Consider the following 15,917-nt stretch of genomic DNA (forward strand, 5'->3'; position numbering starts at 1 on the left):
CATGCTGCTTCTGATCGGAGCCTTTCTCGTCCTGATGCTGGTCGGCGTGCCTGTCGCTGTGTCGATGGCGGTGTCGTCGCTGCTCTATCTCGTCTTCTATGGCGTGGCGCCTGACATCATCGCCGCGCAGCGCATGATCGCCGGTGTCGAGAGCTTTCCGCTGCTTGCCGTGCCGTTCTTCATCTTTGCCGGCAACCTCATGAACATCGCCGGTGTCACCGGGCGGATCTATTCCTTCGCGCTGGCGCTTGTCGGCTGGATGAAGGGCGGCCTCGCGCAGGTGAACATCATCGGATCGGTGGTCTTCGCCGGCATGTCGGGCGCAGCCCTTGCCGACGCCGCCGGCATCGGCACCATCGAGATCAAGGCGATGAAGGACCACGGCTATCCCGTCGAGGCGGCGGTCGGCGTCACCGCCGCCTCCTCGACGCTCGGCCCGATCTTCCCGCCGTCGCTGCCCTTCGTCATCTACGGCATGATGGCCAACGTCTCGATCGGCGCGCTGTTCATGGCCGGCATCCTGCCCGGCGTCGTCATGACGGCGCTGATGATGGTGACGGTCGCGATCTTCGCCCACCGCCGGGGCTGGGGTTCGGACACACCGTTCAAACTGAACCGGCTCGCCGCCGCCTCGATCGAGGTCGCCGTCGTGTGCTGCTTTCCGCTGGCCGTCTATGTCCTTGTCCAGATGGGACTGTCGCTCAACATCGCCGTTGGCATCGCGCTCGTCGTCCTGATCGCCTGCGACTGGTATTTCGACTTTTCCGCCGTCATGGCGCTGATGACGCCGATCATCCTGATCGGCGGCATGACCATGGGCTGGTTCACCCCGACCGAAGCGGCCATGGCCGCCGTCATCTGGTCGTTGTTTCTCGGGCTTGTGCGTTATCGGACGATGACACTTTCAGCCCTCGCCAAGGCCAGTTTCGACACGATCGAGACGACGGCGTCGGTCCTTTTCATCGTCACCGCAGCGTCGATCTTCGCCTGGTTGCTCACGGTCAGCCAGGCGGCGCAGCTGTTCTCGGTCTTCATCACATCGCTGACCGAAAACAAATGGGTGTTCCTGATCCTGGTCAACATCCTGATGCTGGTCGTAGGTTGTTTTCTCGACACGATCGCCGCCATCACGATCCTTGTGCCGATCCTCCTGCCGATCGTGGTTCTCTACGGCATCGATCCGGTGCATTTCGGTCTGATCATGACGCTCAATCTGATGATCGGTCTGCTCCATCCGCCGCTCGGCATGGTGCTGTTCGTCCTCTCGCGGGTCGCAAAACTGTCGGTCGAGCGTACCACCATGGCAATTCTGCCCTGGCTCGTGCCGCTGATCGTCGCGCTGATCCTGATCACCTTCGTCCCCGCCATCACGCTGTGGCTGCCGACGCAAATGGGGCTGATCCGTTGATCGTCAGTCCAATCGCCGCAACGCTTTTTGGCCCTGAGGATCTGCGCGTCGTCGAGCATCCGCTCGGCCCCCTCGCGCCCGGAATGGTGCGCGTGCGCTTCGGCGCCGGCGGCATCTGCGGTTCCGACCTGCACTATTTCCGCCATGCGCGGACCGGCGATTTTGTCATCACATCGCCGCTCGTGCTCGGTCACGAGGTCGCCGGAGAGATCGTCGAAATCAACGCGGACGCGCCAGGACTTGCCGTCGGTGATCGCGTGGCGGTCAACCCGTCGCGCTGGTGCGGACAATGCGCCCGATGCGCAGAGGGCCGCGCCAATCTCTGTGAAAACATCTATTTCATGGGCTCGGCGTCGAAAACGCCGCACATGCAAGGCGGTTTTGCCAGCGTGTTCGATGCCACGCCGGCGCAATGCATCAAAGTCCCGCATGCTGTTGCCTACCAGGCGGCGGCACTTGCCGAACCGCTCGCCGTCAGCCTGCATGCCGTGGCGCGGGCCGGCGACATCGCCGGCCGCAACGTCATCCTGATCGGCGCCGGCCCCATCGGGCTCCTGACCATGCTCGCCGCCAGGCTCAAGGGTTGTGGCGAGCTCACCGTCGCCGACATAGCCGAGGCGCCGCTCGCCTTCGCCAGCAAACTTGGAGCAAACAGGACGATCAACCTGTTCGGCGGCGATGACGAGCTCAAGGCGCTCGCGGCCGACAAGTTGATCGATGTCGCGTTCGAGATTTCAGGCACCGCCGCGGGTCTCGCAGCTGCGATCGCCAGCGTCCGGCGCGGCGGCACGGTCGTTCAGGTCGGCAATCTGCCGGGTGGTCAGATCCCGGTGGCCGCCAATGCGGTGATGGCCAAAGAAATCAATCTGAACGGCACGTTTCGTTTCGGCGCGGAATTCAACGAGGCGGTCGACCTCATCGTCAGCGGGGATATAGATGTCCTGAAGCTGGTGACCGCCGAACGCCCCCTCTCCTCGGCCTACGATGCGTTTGCCCTGGCCGCCGACCGCTCGCAGAGCGTCAAGGTGGTGCTGACCGCCGACTGAGGCGTTTTTCCCGGCGGAAGGGTCGGTCCCGGTAGGGGCGAAATGACACTCTAAGCGTTCTGCTCCTTCGGCCACGAAGTAAGCGATGTGCTGCTCACACAAGGGCGGAATATTTCCATCGCTCGGTATCAACTACCATCAGCGGCAGAGCGCTATGGCAACTGTGCCGACACCGACTGTCGACTTGGCCGAAAGTGGCTACTCCGCAATGTCCCTTTCGCATCGACACCTCGATCTATTGCCAGGACTCCGGTTCGGTATTGTGTAGCTCAATCAAGCGCTCGCACCCGCCAAGCTCCTTCGATGTGCTCATGGCCCAATCTTTCGCCTGCTGCTCAGTTAGAGACAGGCTTGGGTCTCCGCTCTGCGCCAATAGCGACAAGTTGGCCCCCTCCAACCTACCGATCGACATTTCGACATCCTGATAAATCTCTGTCTCAGGGCCGCAGCCTTGCCTCTTCAAATAGCCGAGAAACTTCGGCCTCATCGGGGCAGGTTCGGCACCACAGTATTTTTCGGCAAGCGCATACATTGTTAGCGCGTAGCCAATGCCCATAAAACGCGTCTCAATCTCTTCCCCAGGCGCATAGCTGTTTCTACAAAACGGTGGCGACTGCCCGTAAGCAACCGTCACCAATAAACAAGACAGAGCGATCGCGCTAATAATGCGAAACATGCAATCTCCTCAAAGAAGAGCATGACTATGCTAAGCCCGAGGTGTCCGCAATCGGCCGTCAGGGTCTTCCAGGACGACAGCAATAAGTCGATGCCGTCTCCCATGTACCTGTCCAATCACCGTTGTATGGCGGAAACCGGCCAATCCCGTCGTGTGAACGTTGCCATGGCGCTTGGGGTGTCATTCGCGCCCTACCGGAATCGACCCCCGCCAGCTGTTGTCAACCGCTCCAGTCTCAGCCTGCCGGCCCGGTTTCCTTCGTGTCGGCCTGCTTGCGCGCCCGCGCAAATTGCAGCCCGGCGACGCCGGCGGTCGCAGCCAGCGCCAAGCCGATCGGAATGAGGCTCGAGGGCTGGTCGGCCTTTCTGAGCACCGCCACCACGTCATACCCGACATCCAGCCCGATGCGCTTGGCGTAGGATCCGAAATCGACATTGCTGATCATCAGCGCGTCGCCCGCTTGCGTGATGGTAAGGCCGATGCCGCGCAGCCGCTCCAGTGGCTCGCCCGGTTCGCCAAGCGGCACGTTGACCGTCTTGCGGACATCTTCGCCCATGAGGTCGACGCCCTCGACGACGAAATTGATGCGGCCATCCGCCGGCGTCTGCCCCACCGCCGACAGGAACTCGCTTGCCGGCAACTCCTCGTAAGGCGGTGACACCTGGTTGAGCCACCAGTCCGGCCGAAACAGCGTGAAGCAGATGAGCAGCAGCGCCGCACTTTCCCAAAGTCGGCTTTTGGTCACGAACCAGTTCATTGTCGCGGCTGAAAACAGCAGGATGGCGATCAACGAGACAGTCGCCACCCAGATCGTCTGCGGCCAGGTGTCGACTCCGATCAGCAGCATCGCCGGGTTGAAGATGAAAACGAACGGCAGGATCGCCGTGCGCAGCGAATAGAGCGCGCCCTGGAAGCCGGTGGCGATCGGATCCTCCTTGGAAATCGCCGCCGCCGCGAACGCGGCCAGCCCAACGGGCGGGGTGATGTCGGCCATGATGCCGAAGTAGAAGACGAACAGGTGGACCGCGATCAGCGGGATCGGCAGTCCGGCCTGGGCGCCGAGATCGACCACGACCGGCGCCATCAGCGTGGCGACCAGGATGTAGTTTGCGGTGGTCGGGATGCCCATGCCGAGCACCAGGCTGATCGCGGCGATGAGGATCAGCATCAGGATGACATTGCCGCCGGAAATGAACTCGACGAGTTCCGTCATCATCAGGCCGAGACCGGTCAGTGTGATCGTGCCGACGACGATGCCGGCGGTGGCCGTGGCGATACCGATGCCGATCATGTTGCGGGCGCCGAGCGCCAGCCCGTCGATCAGGTCGTCCCAGGCAGCCCGCACTGAGGCGGCGAGATTTTCTTTGCGGAACAGCGCCATCAGCGGCTTGCGGGTGGCGACAATAGCGAGGATTGAAACGGTCGCCCAGAACGCCGAAAGGCCGGGCGACATCTGCTCGACCATCAGGCACCACAGAAGCACCGCGATCGGGATGAGGAAATCGAGCCCGGTCCGCGTGACGTCCCAGGCGCGCGGCAGTTCGAGGATCGGCGCGTTCGGATCGTCGAGTGCGAGGTCAGGATAGCGCGAGGAATACCAGACCGAGGCGACGTAGAGAGCGACGCCGGCGAGCGCGAGCAGCGGCGGCGCGGCCCCACCGAAGACAGCCTGGATAGCAACGATGCCGTAATAGACGATACAGACGGCGAGAACGCTGCCGGACAGTCCCAGTCCCATCCGCAGCATCCGTTCTCTTGCCGGCGTCGGACGCTGCGGGATCGTCTTCAGGCCCATCTTGATCGCTTCGAGATGAACCATGTAGAGCAGCGCGATATAAGAGAAGACCGCCGGCAGCAGCGCGTGCTTGACGATCTCCGCATAGGGAATGCCGACATATTCGACCATCAGGAAGGCGGCCGCGCCCATGACCGGCGGCATGATCTGGCCGTTGATCGAGGCTGAAGCCTCAATGGCGCCCGCCTTGACGCCGGAAAGGCCGGTGCGCTTCATCAGCGGGATGGTGAAGATGCCGCCTGAAACCACGTTGGAAACGGATGAGCCGGACACGACGCCGTTGAGGGCCGACGAGACCACGGCGACTTTCGCCGGGCCGCCGCGCAGGTGGCCGAGCAGCGCGATGGAAATCTGCATCATCCAGTTGCCGGCGCCTGCCTTTTCCAGAAGCGTGCCGAACAGGACGAACAGAAAGACGAAGCTCGTCGACACGCCAAGTGCAATCCCGAAGACGCCTTCGGTTGTCAGCCATTGATGGTTGAGAAACTTGGTGAGCGATGCGCCGCGATGCTGAATCACGTCCGGCATGTACTGGCCGGCAAAGGTGTAGAAGATGAAGACACACGCCACGACCACCATCGGAAGGCCGAGCGCACGGCGCGTCGCCTCGAGCAGCAACAGGATGCCAACGGTGCCGGTCACCAGATCGAGCGTGGTCGGCTGGCCCGGCCGTCCGGAAAGCACGACGTAAAAGAGAAAAAGGTAGGCGCCGGCAAATCCGCCGACCACGGCCAGCACCCAGTCGAGCAGCGGCACGTGATCGCGGGGCGAGGATCTCAGCGCCGGATAGGCGAGAAAGGTCAAGAACAGCGCGAAGCCGAGATGGATAGCGCGCGCTTCCGTGTCGTTGAGAATGCCGAAGCCGAACACGAACGGCAACGGCGAAGCGTACCAGAGCTGGAAAAGCGACCACGCGACTGCAACCCAGAGCAGGATTCGCCCGACCGTGCCAACCGGATGCCGGCCACCCGTGTCGGCCTCCGCGACAAGTTGTTCGAGTTCTTCGAGATCGACGCCGGCCGGTTGTGCCTTCACTTCGCTCATGACGTCGTCTCCTGTTGCGGATGGCCCCGGCGGATCAGCTGGACCCGCCGGACCGTCGTCAGGTCACGAAGCCTACTTCAACCAGCCCTTCTCCTTGAAGTATTTTTCAGCGCCCGGATGCAGCGGCGCGGAATTTCCTTCCGCCACCATCTTGGCGGGATCGAGATTGGCGAAGGCCGGATGCAGCGACTTGAACTCGTCGAAGTTCTCGAACACCGCCTTGGTCAATTGATAGACGCTCTCATCGGGAACCTTGGCCGAAGTGACCAGCGTGGCGAGCACGCCGAAAGTCCCGGTATCGTCGGGATTGTTCGCGTAGAGTCCGCCCGGAATGATCGCCTTGGCGTAGTACGGATTCTCGGCGACAAGCTTGTCCACGACTTCTCCAGTCAACGGCACCAGCTTGGCGGCGCAGGTGGTCGTCGGATCCTGGATGTTCGCTGAAGGATGGCCGACGCCGTAGAAGAACCCGTCGATCTTCCCGTCGCAGAGCGCCGGCCCGTGCTCGTCAGCCTTCAGCTCCGATGCGAGCGAAAAGTCGGCCAACGTCCAGCCCATCGCACCGAGCAGACGCTCCATGGAAGCGCGCGTCCCGGAACCGGGATTGCCGACGTTGAAACGCTTGCCCTTAAAATCCTCGAATTTCGTCACGCCGGCATTGGGATGCGCCAGCACCGTGAACGGCTCCGGATGGATCGAGAAGACCGCGCCCAGGTCGGTATGGGGGCCACCGTCCTTGAACGATTCCAGTCCCTTGTAGGCGTTGTACTGGACGTCCGACTGGGCCATGCCGAAGTCGAGTTCGCCTTCCTTGATCGTGTTCACGTTGAATGCCGATCCGCCGGTCGATTCGACCGAGCAGCGGATGCCGTGTGTCTTGCGATCCTTGTTGAGCAACCGGCAGATAGCGCCGCCGGCGGCATAGTAGACGCCGGTGACGCCACCGGTCCCGATGGTAACGAAATTCTGCTGCGCCATTGCGCTGGCCGAAAACAGCAGCGCCGCCGACAAGGCGGCAATCTGCGCTCCGAGGCGTGCAGTCCGGGCATGTTTCATCTGGTTCTCCCTTGGTACTTTGCGTGCCGTCGCGGCCGTCCGGTGTTTTGGTGTCAAGGCACGTCGATGCATGCTACGATTGTTGCGCTTTATCAATCAAGGGAAATGCTTGTTACAATGGACAGTCGGGAGATGGGTTTCGACGCGCTTTTGGCGCGCATACTGACCGAACTCCCAAAATTGAGCTCGGAACTGCGCAAGGCGGCGCGTTTCCTGGTCGATCACCCCGACGAGGTGGCGCTGGTGTCCATGCGGGTGCTGGCCTCGAGATCAGAGGTGACACCGACGACCTTCGTGCGACTGGCGCGGCGACTGGGTTTTGGCGACTGGGCGGCGCTGCGCAAGCCGTTCGAAGACCGGCTGCGCTCCGGCAAGGCGCCTTTCGCGGCAAGGGCCGATGCGCTTGTCAGGCGCAGGTCGGAGACGATCTTCGCCGAATCGCTGCGGACGACGGTGGCCAATCTGGCGACGGCCGAAGCGGTCAACGGCAGCGAAGAAATCGCAAGGGCCTGCGCGATACTGGAGAAGGCTCAGCGCATACGTGTCGCCGGGTTCCGAAGCTGCCGCGCGCCCGCCCACGCGCTTGTCTATCTCTGCCGGATGTTTCGGCGCGAGATCACGCTGCTCGGCGGCGACGGCGGTGCGATCGAGGCGGAACTCGCAGCGCTTGGAAAGAAGGAAGCAGTCGTCGCGATCGGCTTTTCGCCCTATTCGCGTGAACTCGGGCCCGTGGTGGAGGCTGCGCAACGACACAGCGTTCCGATTGTCGCGATCGTCGACAGCATGGCTGCTCCGATCGCGCGGCATGCGCAGGTTGTCTTGCGATTCTCTACCGACAGCCCGTCCTTCTTCCCGTCGGTAGCCGCAGCCATGGCTATCGTGGAAGCGCTGGCCGCAACGATGCTGGCGCGAAGCGGGCCGGCAGCCGCGGCTCGTGTCAGGGAGACGGAACTGGAGTTACAGGCGTTCGGTGCCTATCTGCCGGAATGAAGAGCGCTGGCGCTATGCCACTGCAGCGTCTATCGCGTCGCCGAGCCGTTCGACAACCGCGTCGATTGCCGCGGCGTCTATGATGAAGGGCGGCGCCAGCAGCACATGATCGCCGCGCACGCCGTCGATCGTGCCCCCTGCGGGATAGACCAGCAGGCCGCGCGCCATCGCCTCGCGCCTGATCTTCGCATTGAGCTTCCGCTTCGGTTCGAACGGCGCCTTGGTCGAGCGATCCTCGACCAACTCTACACCCATGAAAAGGCCACGCCCGCGAATGTCGCCGATATGGGCATGGTTGCCGAACCGTTCGCCCAGTCGCCGCGAAAGATGCGCTCCCATCGCCCGGACATTGGCAAGCAGATCGTCGCGAGCAATCACCTCCTGGACGGCGAGCGCCGCCGCGCAGGCCATCGGGTGGCACATATAGGTGTGGCCATGCTGGAAGAAGCCGGAGCCTTCGGCGAAAGCGTCGAAGATGCGGCGCGAAAGCAGCACCGCACCGATGGGTTGGTAGCCGCCACCGAGCCCTTTGGCGATTGTCATCAGGTCGGGCGCGACGCCGTCCTGCTCGCAGGCGTGCAGCGTGCCGGTGCGGCCCATGCCGCACATCACCTCATCGAGGATGAGGAGCACACCGTAGCGGTCGCAGATTTCGCGAACGCGCCTGAAATAGCCGGGAACCGCGGGCACAGCTCCTGCTGTCGCGCCGACCACAGGTTCCGCGACGAAGGCCATGACAGTGTCCGGACCGAGTTCGAGAATTCTATCCTCGAGCGCCTGGGCGGCGCGCAGTGCGTAGGCCGCCTCGCTCTCACCGGCTTTCTGGTAGCGGTAGGCATAGCATGGGTCGATGTGATGCGTGTCGATCAGCAAAGGGCGGAATTGGGCGCGGCGCCACTCATTGCCCCCGGCAGCGAGAGCGCCGAGCGTGTTGCCGTGATAGCTCTGGCGGCGGGCGATGACGTTTCGCCGCTCTGGCCTGCCGGTCTCGACGAAAAACTGGCGGGCCATCTTGAGCGCCGCCTCCACCGCTTCGGAGCCGCCGGACACGAAGTAGGCGTGGCTGATACCTTGTGGCGCGCCGGCGACGAGCTTGTCGGCCAATGTCTCGGCCGGCTCGTTGGTGAAGAAGCTGGTGTGGGCATAGGCGAGCTTGTCGGCCTGCGCATGGAGCGCGGCTGTCACCTCGGGATGGCCGTGGCCGAGGCAGGAAACCGCCGCGCCACCTGACGCGTCGATATAGGCGCGGCCATCGCGGTCGAACAGTTCGATGCCCTTGCCGCCAGCCGCGACGGGCAGGCTCGCGTGGATCTGGCGGTGCAGGATGTGTGTCATGCCTTCCCCGATTGACGATGGCGCGATTTGCAGCGAACCTATCATGCAACATATGTTACACACTGCGCAATACTTGAAACAATTGGACTGAGCTTATGACCGCCGACAGGGACGCGACCGGCCCCGGACTTATCGCACCGACGGCAATCGCCGTTGCACCGAATGGTGGACGGCGTGGCAAGCAAGACCACCCTGCCCTGCCGATCGGCCCCTGGGAATTGGCCCGGACTGCCGCCGCCTGCCTCGAGGCGGGCGCCGCCATGATCCATACCCATGTCCGCGACCGCGACGGCGGCCATTTGCTTGACGCGCACGCCTATCGCGAGACGACGAAAGCGATACGTGATGCGGTGGGCGAGCGGCTGATCATCCAGATCACCAGCGAAGCGATCGGCCGCTACCAGCCGGCCGAGCAGATGGCGGTGGTGCGCGCTGCCCGCCCTGAGGCGGTTTCGCTGGCGCTGCGTGAACTGGTGCCGGACGCTGCCCATGAGACCGATTTCGCGCAGTTCCTGGCGTGGTTGAAGAGCGAGCGGATCGCCCCTCAGATCATCCTTTACACGCCCGAAGAGGCGTCGGCCCTGGCCGCCATGCAGCAGCGCGGGCTGGTGCCTTTCAACGACATCCCGGTGCTCTATGTGCTCGGCCGCTACACGCCGGGACAGGTTTCGCGACCGGCCGATCTGCTGCCCTTCCTTGCGCAGGACCGCCCGCGCTTCGCGCACTGGATGGTCTGCGCCTTCGGTCGGCAGGAAACCGCTTGCGTTACGGCCGGTGCGCTGCTGGGCGGTCATGCCCGCGTCGGCTTCGAGAACAATTTTACCTTGGCCGACGGCACGACTGCCAAGGACAATGCCGCGCTCGTAACAGCGACCAAAGGCGCTCTGACTGGTTGCGGCGTCAGGATCGCCCAAGCCAACGACCTGCGCGCCGCTTGGTCGATCCAGGGCTAACCCTCGCCCGCGCGCCTCGTCGGTTCGTCACATTTGTCGAAAATCTCTTTGCTACGCTGCAACCGAACTTTTTGGCTGACGTTAGGGTTGCAACGGGCGCTGGGGAGGCCTTTATGCAGACGTACCTCGTCGAACAAATGGAGGGCGATGACGTGATCACGGTGCGTGTCATCAACGCGCCGAGCCCCTTCAAAGCCGCCGCCATGTCGACAGATCGACATGTTACGCTGCGAAGGTGGGAAAAGGATTGGATCCGAGTAACCGACGAGAACCGGGGACACATCTTTGCATACAGCTTTGTCTCCGACGCAAACCCGGACAACAGCGGGCTTGTAATAGCACCGAATAAATCAAGAAAAGCCCAAAAAGCCGATCAGGGACGCGAGTAAGCGCCACCTTTTTTGCTTTTTGCTGGAGCGCGCCAGAAGCGTGAACACTGCGAATTGAGCCAGTCGTTGCGGCATGGCTGACGCTCACGGCGTGGTATGTCCCACAACCACCCTTCCCTCGCCGGCTTCGTTCGTGACCGCCCGGATCCCGTGGAAGGACTTGGAGCGCTCCAGCAGACGCATGACCTGCCGGTCCTGGCCGAGACCGACCTCGAAGAGCAGGATGCCTCCGCGCCGCAAGTAGCGCGGCGCGTCCTTGATCACCCGCATATGGATGCTCAGGCCGTAAGGGCCAGCTGCAAACGCTTCACGCGGCTCGAGTTCGGTCAGATGCGCGCGGTCGCCCTCGAGCCGCTTTTCCGAAATGTATGGCGGGTTGCAGACGATCACGTCGATCGTGCTGTCGAGTTGCAAGCCCGAGAAAGCACTGAACAAGTCACCCCTCAGCACCGACACGCGATCTGCCATCTCGTGATGGGCGACGTTGCGGCGCGCGACCTCGACGCATCCATCGGTGAGATCGCTCGCCCAGACTTGCGCGGCAGGAGCGTAATGCGCGATGGCGCAGGCCAGATTGCCGGCCCCGCAGCACATGTCGACGACCCGCGGCGCCGACGGGTTCATTTGCCGCAGAACATCAAGTGCTGTCGTGCCGAGCAACTCCGTCTCCGGCCGGGGAACGAGCGCACCGGGCGCGATGAGCAACTCCAGCCCCATGAAGATGGTTCGGCCTCTGCGGTAGGCTTCGGCGACACTGATCTCTTCGCTCACGACAGCTCCCTCCCTGTCTTGCCGGTCGCAGTGCCCGACAATTGAGTGGAAGTTAAATCACTAAGTTGCCGATCGACAATCGAAAAACACGCCTCGCCATGGGCATTTGCGATCGCGAGTTATCGGCATCGTCTCAAAGGCGTTGGCACATGGTCCTGGAGGATAGGAACGGAAGATTCGACGTGCTCAGCGGCTCCCGTCGACAGGGTTCAAAAAAAGAGGAGCCTTACCCGCCTTTTAGGATTATATTAGCAAGCTGGGCTTGCGGTGTTGGGGCACCGCTGGCGTTGACTGGTGAATTGACGAGTGATTGGCCGCGACTCCAAAGGCCGGTGACCGTTCAATCCATTCAGGTTTCGTTGGGGTAGTTCAATGTATCGAATCGTCATCGCCGACGATCACGGCCTGTATCGTCGTGGCCTGCGCTTGGCTCTGAGCGCAGGCATTCCAGGTGTGGAGATATTTGAGGCGTCGTGTTTCGACGCCGCGCTCAGTCTGCTGGCCGAGCAGGCGTCCGTTGATCTTGCGATCCTGGACCTGAACATGCCGGGATTGTTCAATCAGGAAGTGCTCAGCGGCATTCTATCGGCTTATCCGGATACGCGATTTGCCATCGTTTCCGGAAACGATTCACGCTCGGAGATACTCACGGCTCTGTCGATCGGTCTCCACGGCTATATCGTAAAGTCGCAAAAAGACGAGGAGGTCGTCATGGCCGTCAACGAAATCCTCTCGGGCCGCATCTACGTCCCTGCACTTCTGTCGCGCCCCGGTGCTGCGCAAACAACTCACGTACCTGCTCCCGCCGAGCCTGTCCCGCAGCGACGCACCAACACCGGCAATCTTGGCAGGCTGACCTCGAGGCAAAAGGAGGTCCTCAAGCTGATGGCGGAAGGGTATTCGAACAAGGAAATCGCGCGCGATCTGGAGATCGCCGAAGCGACGACGAAAATCCATGCCGCTGCGGTTTTGCGTGAGCTTGGGGTGCGGAATCGGACGGAGGCTGCCGTTATGCTGAAGACGTGGTTAACGAGGGATATCAATTAACTAGAGCACCACGTTCTTTTGATACGCAAGGGGCTTGGCCCGCTGGCGTCAAGGGCCGATTTCCTTGCGCGACAGCCGCAGCGAATAGCGCAGCCCGTGATCCGTCATTTCCAACTTGGGAGAGTGACCGACAAGCGGCGCCCCATCCACTCCGATTATCATTGAACCGAAACCATGGCGGACAACTTTTGCAGGCCGCCGCCGCCCTGATTCCATCCAATCGAACACGATGTCACCGCCCGCATCTTCCGACGCGAACGTCCAATTTACCTCGACCCGGCCCTTTGAATCGCCAAGGGCTCCATGTTTCAAGGAATTGGTCGCAAGCTCGTGAACAATCATCGCAAAGCTCTCGGCGGCGCCTCCCGACATCGTAACCGAGGGACCGCTGACAGATATTTCGCGTGTCCCCATATACGGTTGCAACTCCTGGGCAACGAGATCGTGAAGCATCCCCGACCCGCTGCTGTTGCCCGAAAGGAGCAGATGCGTTGCCTCGAGCGAACGAATCCTGTCGATGAGCGTCTCCTTGTACCTGGCGAGATTGTTCTCGGGATCATTGACCATGTTCACCAGTGCCGTGATCACCGGGAACAGGTTGATGAACCTGTGGCGTTGCTCGAGCATGATGCGCTCCCGCTTCTTTGCCGCGGCACGCAGCAGCGTGGTTTGCCGTCGCTCGGTCAGGTCGGCGGCCACGCCGAGCCGCTGTAGACGATCATCGTATTTCTCTTCCCTTCCGCGCAGAGCAACCCAGCGGATATGTCCGTCCGGGCGTCGGACGCGAATCTCGACGTCGTAGTTGGTGACCGATGCGAGCTTTCTCGATACGGCCAGCTTTGGCCAGTCCGCCGGATGAACGACGGCCGACAGTTCCTCCAACCGGCGGCTGCCGGCCGGAGGCAGTCCGAGAATGTCCCAGAACGCGCCCGAACCGGTGACGATGCCGTCTTTAAGGTCGATCCGCCACGTGGCCAGGCGTCCAGCAGACAAAGCGAGATCCAGCCACTCCTTCTGAGCCCGAAGCGCTTCGTGCACGGCTCGTCGTCCCGAGATATCGTCGACCACCACGAAAATGGTCTCTGAGAGAACCCCGTCGGGCACGGACAAAGACAGCGTTAGCCGCGCCCAGAATGCCGAACCGTTCTTTCTTGACAGACGCACCTCCGAAGCGAACGAAGCGGAGTCTTTGCCCAGGCCAGCCAGCAATTGCGCCAAGGCATCACGGTCGTCCGGGTGAACGAGTGTCTCCAGCTGCAATTGGGCAAGCTCGTCCTCCTCGTAGCCTGTCATCTCGCTGAGGCGTCTGTTGGATTGCAGCAGCTCACCTTTCTCGTTGATGTTTGCGAACCCCATGGCGGCGCGCTCGAAAGCCCAACGATAGCGGCTTTCGGTTGCTTCGACGGCAGCGAGCCTGGCTTCGGCTACCTCCAGCAGCTCACGCACGTCCTGCCGCAGCCGATGGAATGTCATGGCAATCACGCCACCGGAAATCAGAAGCAGGATGGCGCGCGCCCAATCTTCTCCGGAGATCTGACCATGCAGGGTGCTTCGTGTCCACAAGCCGGCAGCCACCATCAGGACCGTCGCCGCAAGCGCAGGACCACGGTCTTCAAGGTAGGAAATGATAATAATAGCTGGAATAAATTCCAGGAAACTCGACCCTTCTCCGATGTATGCTGACGCTTTTGTTTCAAATATCAGCGTAGCAGCCAGCACCGATGCGGAGGCAATGTGAGTTAGCAGTCTGCCTGTTGGGTTCAAATCCGACCTGCGCGACTGCCAGTTCATCGACATAGACTACTACCTTTTGACTAGGCCATCGAGACTAGAGCAAAAAACGTACAACCTAGTCCGACTGCGGGATTGCCATACCACTATCACAGCGCGCATTTTATCAAACAGGGGCGAACAGAACTCATCAGAATATAACGAGTTTCAAGACAGTAGGGAGCGCATTTTTTGCGAGCCCTGCGCAAGAAGACTGTTCGTAAATCCCGGGCAAGTTACTACGGGCTGATGGACCTTTGGGGAGGTTGGAAAATGGCTATGATCGATAGATACAGTGATGCCGTTGTGGGCGACCGGTACATCACGACAGGAACCAAGTATAACCCTGACGCGCAGGTGACGCGGCCCTCCTATGCTTATCCTTCAGCTCATGCATCCGATCGGCCGGAGACAGAGGGCGACGAACCAAGGAGACGCAGCCTGGAATCCGTCACCGGCATGCTTGATCGCCTCGGCTGTGGCTATCTCGTACTAGACCGCGATAGAAAAGTAATCGAATGGAACGCGGCCGCTCTAACCACGCTGGAGCGCCCCACGCCGGAGCGCCCCACTCTGGAGCACAAAGGCGAAGCGGCTGATACAGCCAGTGTGCTTTCGGCAGCCCTAAGGCGGCTGGTCGCAAACGTCCCGGCGCCTTTCCTGCCCGGCTCCCTTTCCTGGGTGGTGATCCGCAGCACAGGTGACAGGCCGGTGGTACTGAAAGAGAACGGTCTTATCGCCCCCGATGGAACCAGCATCGTGGCATTGCTTGGCCGTGTGAACAGGTCGGGGCCAAATCCTCAGACACTGCAAAGGATGTTTGGCTTGACGAGCGCGGAAACGCATCTGGCTCTGCGTTTGGCTCAGGGCGATGCGCCTTTGGAGATCGCCCGCAGTTGGCGGCTCAGCCGCACCACGATCCGCTCACAGCTTGCCTCGCTGTTCGCAAAGACCGAAACGAGACGTCAGGCGGAACTGGTGGCTCTTCTGGGGCGCATTTCGGTCTTGCCATGATTTTGGGGTCGGCCGGGATCCAGGCGCCCGGGCATCCTGCGCACCGACGCAGATCGCCGCTGTCGCGGTGACGCTGCTCGCCAACTGGGCTGGTCGGCAAACTGGCACCTGGGAGCGCTGGCGTCTATCGCCGAGGCGTGTATGCGCTGTCCATCTTTTTGCCGCGTATCGGCAGCGCTATGTCATCGTCCAGGAGCCGGGTGATCCGGGCAAAGCCCTTAAAAGCCTTTCTTGCTTCCTCGGCAGACATCTGACCTGCCAGTGCCGCAGCGCAGCAGTTCAGCGCGCATTGATACACCGGGCCGCGCCTACCCTTCGGCCAGTGGCGCAAAAACGTCATCGCTTCGCTGACATTGTCGATTTCTTCCACAGGCTCTCCGTGCCCGCGCGCAATTCGCACCGGCGTAAAGAATTCTAGGCGATTCATCTTTTCCTCCCGTCGATCGCGATGCGTTCGATCGAACCTTATTAAATTCACGGCCAGCCAATTGGTTCCCGAAAAACGCGAGAAATGGCAGCGGGCCGGCTGGCTGAATCGCCACTCATTGCCCGAGTTCTTGCCCCCGACTTCTTGGCCGTCGCGGGAACGTTCGGGGGAGTGGTGCATTTCGACATCAGCGACG

The 15,917-nt window shown here is 61.7% G+C and carries 14 protein-coding genes; 7 read left to right on the forward strand and 7 right to left on the reverse strand.

Features of this window, described 5'->3' with window-relative positions:
• Position 1 precedes the first annotated feature (1 nt).
• Both AC0L3D_RS16695 and AC0L3D_RS16700 read left to right on the forward strand, forming a co-directional pair.
• Positions 2–1,408 carry a TRAP transporter large permease gene (locus AC0L3D_RS16695; protein WP_287260309.1) on the forward strand — a complete coding sequence of 469 codons (1,407 nt, stop codon included), beginning with the start codon at positions 2–4 and terminating at the stop codon, positions 1,406–1,408.
• Complete coding sequence (locus AC0L3D_RS16700) at positions 1,405–2,454, forward strand: L-idonate 5-dehydrogenase (protein ID WP_473645096.1); 1,050 nt, start codon at positions 1,405–1,407, stop codon at positions 2,452–2,454. The genes AC0L3D_RS16695 and AC0L3D_RS16700 overlap by 4 nt, the downstream gene beginning before the upstream one ends.
• 235 nt (positions 2,455–2,689) lie before the next feature.
• On the opposite strand, the gene AC0L3D_RS16705 is transcribed toward AC0L3D_RS16700, so the two are convergent.
• From AC0L3D_RS16705 to AC0L3D_RS16715, 3 genes are all read right to left on the reverse strand, one after another.
• Positions 2,690–3,130: a hypothetical protein gene (locus tag AC0L3D_RS16705; RefSeq protein ID WP_287260306.1), complete on the reverse strand. Its 441-nt coding sequence runs from the start codon at positions 3,128–3,130 to the stop codon at positions 2,690–2,692.
• 235 nt (positions 3,131–3,365) lie between these two features.
• Complete coding sequence (locus tag AC0L3D_RS16710) at positions 3,366–5,969, reverse strand: TRAP transporter permease (protein ID WP_287260305.1); 2,604 nt, start codon at positions 5,967–5,969, stop codon at positions 3,366–3,368.
• Between the two features lie 72 nt (positions 5,970–6,041).
• On the reverse strand, positions 6,042–7,025 hold the full coding sequence (locus AC0L3D_RS16715) for a TAXI family TRAP transporter solute-binding subunit (protein ID WP_473645099.1): 984 nt from the start codon (positions 7,023–7,025) through the stop codon (positions 6,042–6,044).
• 117 nt (positions 7,026–7,142) lie between these two features.
• On the opposite strand from AC0L3D_RS16715, the gene AC0L3D_RS16720 reads away from it, so the two are divergent.
• Positions 7,143–8,015, forward strand: coding sequence for a MurR/RpiR family transcriptional regulator (locus tag AC0L3D_RS16720; RefSeq protein ID WP_198032801.1), 873 nt, complete (start codon positions 7,143–7,145; stop codon positions 8,013–8,015).
• Positions 8,016–8,027: 12 nt separating this feature from the next.
• On the opposite strand, the gene AC0L3D_RS16725 is transcribed toward AC0L3D_RS16720, so the two are convergent.
• The gene (locus tag AC0L3D_RS16725; protein ID WP_473645100.1) at positions 8,028–9,350 is read right to left on the reverse strand and encodes an aspartate aminotransferase family protein; all 1,323 of its coding nucleotides are present in this window, start codon (positions 9,348–9,350) and stop codon (positions 8,028–8,030) included.
• 95 nt (positions 9,351–9,445) lie between these two features.
• Between AC0L3D_RS16725 and AC0L3D_RS16730 the strand changes: the two genes are divergently transcribed.
• Together AC0L3D_RS16730 and AC0L3D_RS16735 are read left to right on the forward strand one after the other, a co-directional pair.
• Positions 9,446–10,303, forward strand: a complete 858-nt coding sequence (locus AC0L3D_RS16730) for a beta-keto acid cleavage family enzyme (protein WP_287173715.1) — start codon at positions 9,446–9,448, stop codon at positions 10,301–10,303.
• 113 nt (positions 10,304–10,416) lie between these two features.
• Entirely contained in the window at positions 10,417–10,692 is a 276-nt protein-coding gene (locus tag AC0L3D_RS16735; protein WP_198032602.1) for a hypothetical protein, read from the forward strand.
• An 84-nt stretch (positions 10,693–10,776) separates the two neighbouring features.
• Here the strand turns inward: AC0L3D_RS16735 and AC0L3D_RS16740 are convergent, their stop codons facing one another.
• Positions 10,777–11,463 (reverse strand): N5-glutamine methyltransferase family protein, encoded by a 687-nt coding sequence (locus AC0L3D_RS16740; protein WP_287173716.1) that lies wholly within the window; start codon positions 11,461–11,463, stop codon positions 10,777–10,779.
• 372 nt (positions 11,464–11,835) lie between these two features.
• On the opposite strand from AC0L3D_RS16740, the gene AC0L3D_RS16745 reads away from it, so the two are divergent.
• Positions 11,836–12,510, forward strand: coding sequence for a LuxR C-terminal-related transcriptional regulator (locus tag AC0L3D_RS16745; protein ID WP_128168176.1), 675 nt, complete (start codon positions 11,836–11,838; stop codon positions 12,508–12,510).
• A gap of 48 nt (positions 12,511–12,558) precedes the next feature.
• On the opposite strand, the gene AC0L3D_RS16750 is transcribed toward AC0L3D_RS16745, so the two are convergent.
• Entirely contained in the window at positions 12,559–14,307 is a 1,749-nt protein-coding gene (locus AC0L3D_RS16750; RefSeq protein WP_287260299.1) for a PAS domain S-box protein, read from the reverse strand.
• Between the two features lie 246 nt (positions 14,308–14,553).
• Between AC0L3D_RS16750 and AC0L3D_RS16755 the strand changes: the two genes are divergently transcribed.
• Positions 14,554–15,294, forward strand: coding sequence for a helix-turn-helix transcriptional regulator (locus AC0L3D_RS16755; RefSeq protein ID WP_473645102.1), 741 nt, complete (start codon positions 14,554–14,556; stop codon positions 15,292–15,294).
• Between the two features lie 124 nt (positions 15,295–15,418).
• Here AC0L3D_RS16755 and AC0L3D_RS16760 read toward each other — a convergent pair whose 3' ends face one another.
• On the reverse strand, positions 15,419–15,901 hold the full coding sequence (locus AC0L3D_RS16760) for a DUF982 domain-containing protein (RefSeq protein WP_473645104.1): 483 nt from the start codon (positions 15,899–15,901) through the stop codon (positions 15,419–15,421).
• Positions 15,902–15,917: the final 16 nt, after the last annotated feature.

Source organism: Mesorhizobium sp. WSM4837 (genome assembly GCF_055811435.1).

Coding starts and splice junctions, on each gene's coding strand:
- AC0L3D_RS16695 (WP_287260309.1), top strand. CDS start 2: ATGCTGCTTCTGATCGGAGCCTTTCTCGTCCTGATGCTGGTCGGCGTG.
- AC0L3D_RS16705 (WP_287260306.1), bottom strand. CDS start 3,130: ATGTTTCGCATTATTAGCGCGATCGCTCTGTCTTGTTTATTGGTGACG.
- AC0L3D_RS16710 (WP_287260305.1), bottom strand. CDS start 5,969: ATGAGCGAAGTGAAGGCACAACCGGCCGGCGTCGATCTCGAAGAACTC.
- AC0L3D_RS16715 (WP_473645099.1), bottom strand. CDS start 7,025: ATGAAACATGCCCGGACTGCACGCCTCGGAGCGCAGATTGCCGCCTTG.
- AC0L3D_RS16720 (WP_198032801.1), top strand. CDS start 7,143: ATGGACAGTCGGGAGATGGGTTTCGACGCGCTTTTGGCGCGCATACTG.
- AC0L3D_RS16725 (WP_473645100.1), bottom strand. CDS start 9,350: ATGACACACATCCTGCACCGCCAGATCCACGCGAGCCTGCCCGTCGCG.
- AC0L3D_RS16730 (WP_287173715.1), top strand. CDS start 9,446: ATGACCGCCGACAGGGACGCGACCGGCCCCGGACTTATCGCACCGACG.
- AC0L3D_RS16735 (WP_198032602.1), top strand. CDS start 10,417: ATGCAGACGTACCTCGTCGAACAAATGGAGGGCGATGACGTGATCACG.
- AC0L3D_RS16745 (WP_128168176.1), top strand. CDS start 11,836: ATGTATCGAATCGTCATCGCCGACGATCACGGCCTGTATCGTCGTGGC.
- AC0L3D_RS16750 (WP_287260299.1), bottom strand. CDS start 14,307: ATGTCGATGAACTGGCAGTCGCGCAGGTCGGATTTGAACCCAACAGGC.
- AC0L3D_RS16755 (WP_473645102.1), top strand. CDS start 14,554: ATGGCTATGATCGATAGATACAGTGATGCCGTTGTGGGCGACCGGTAC.
- AC0L3D_RS16760 (WP_473645104.1), bottom strand. CDS start 15,901: ATGCACCACTCCCCCGAACGTTCCCGCGACGGCCAAGAAGTCGGGGGC.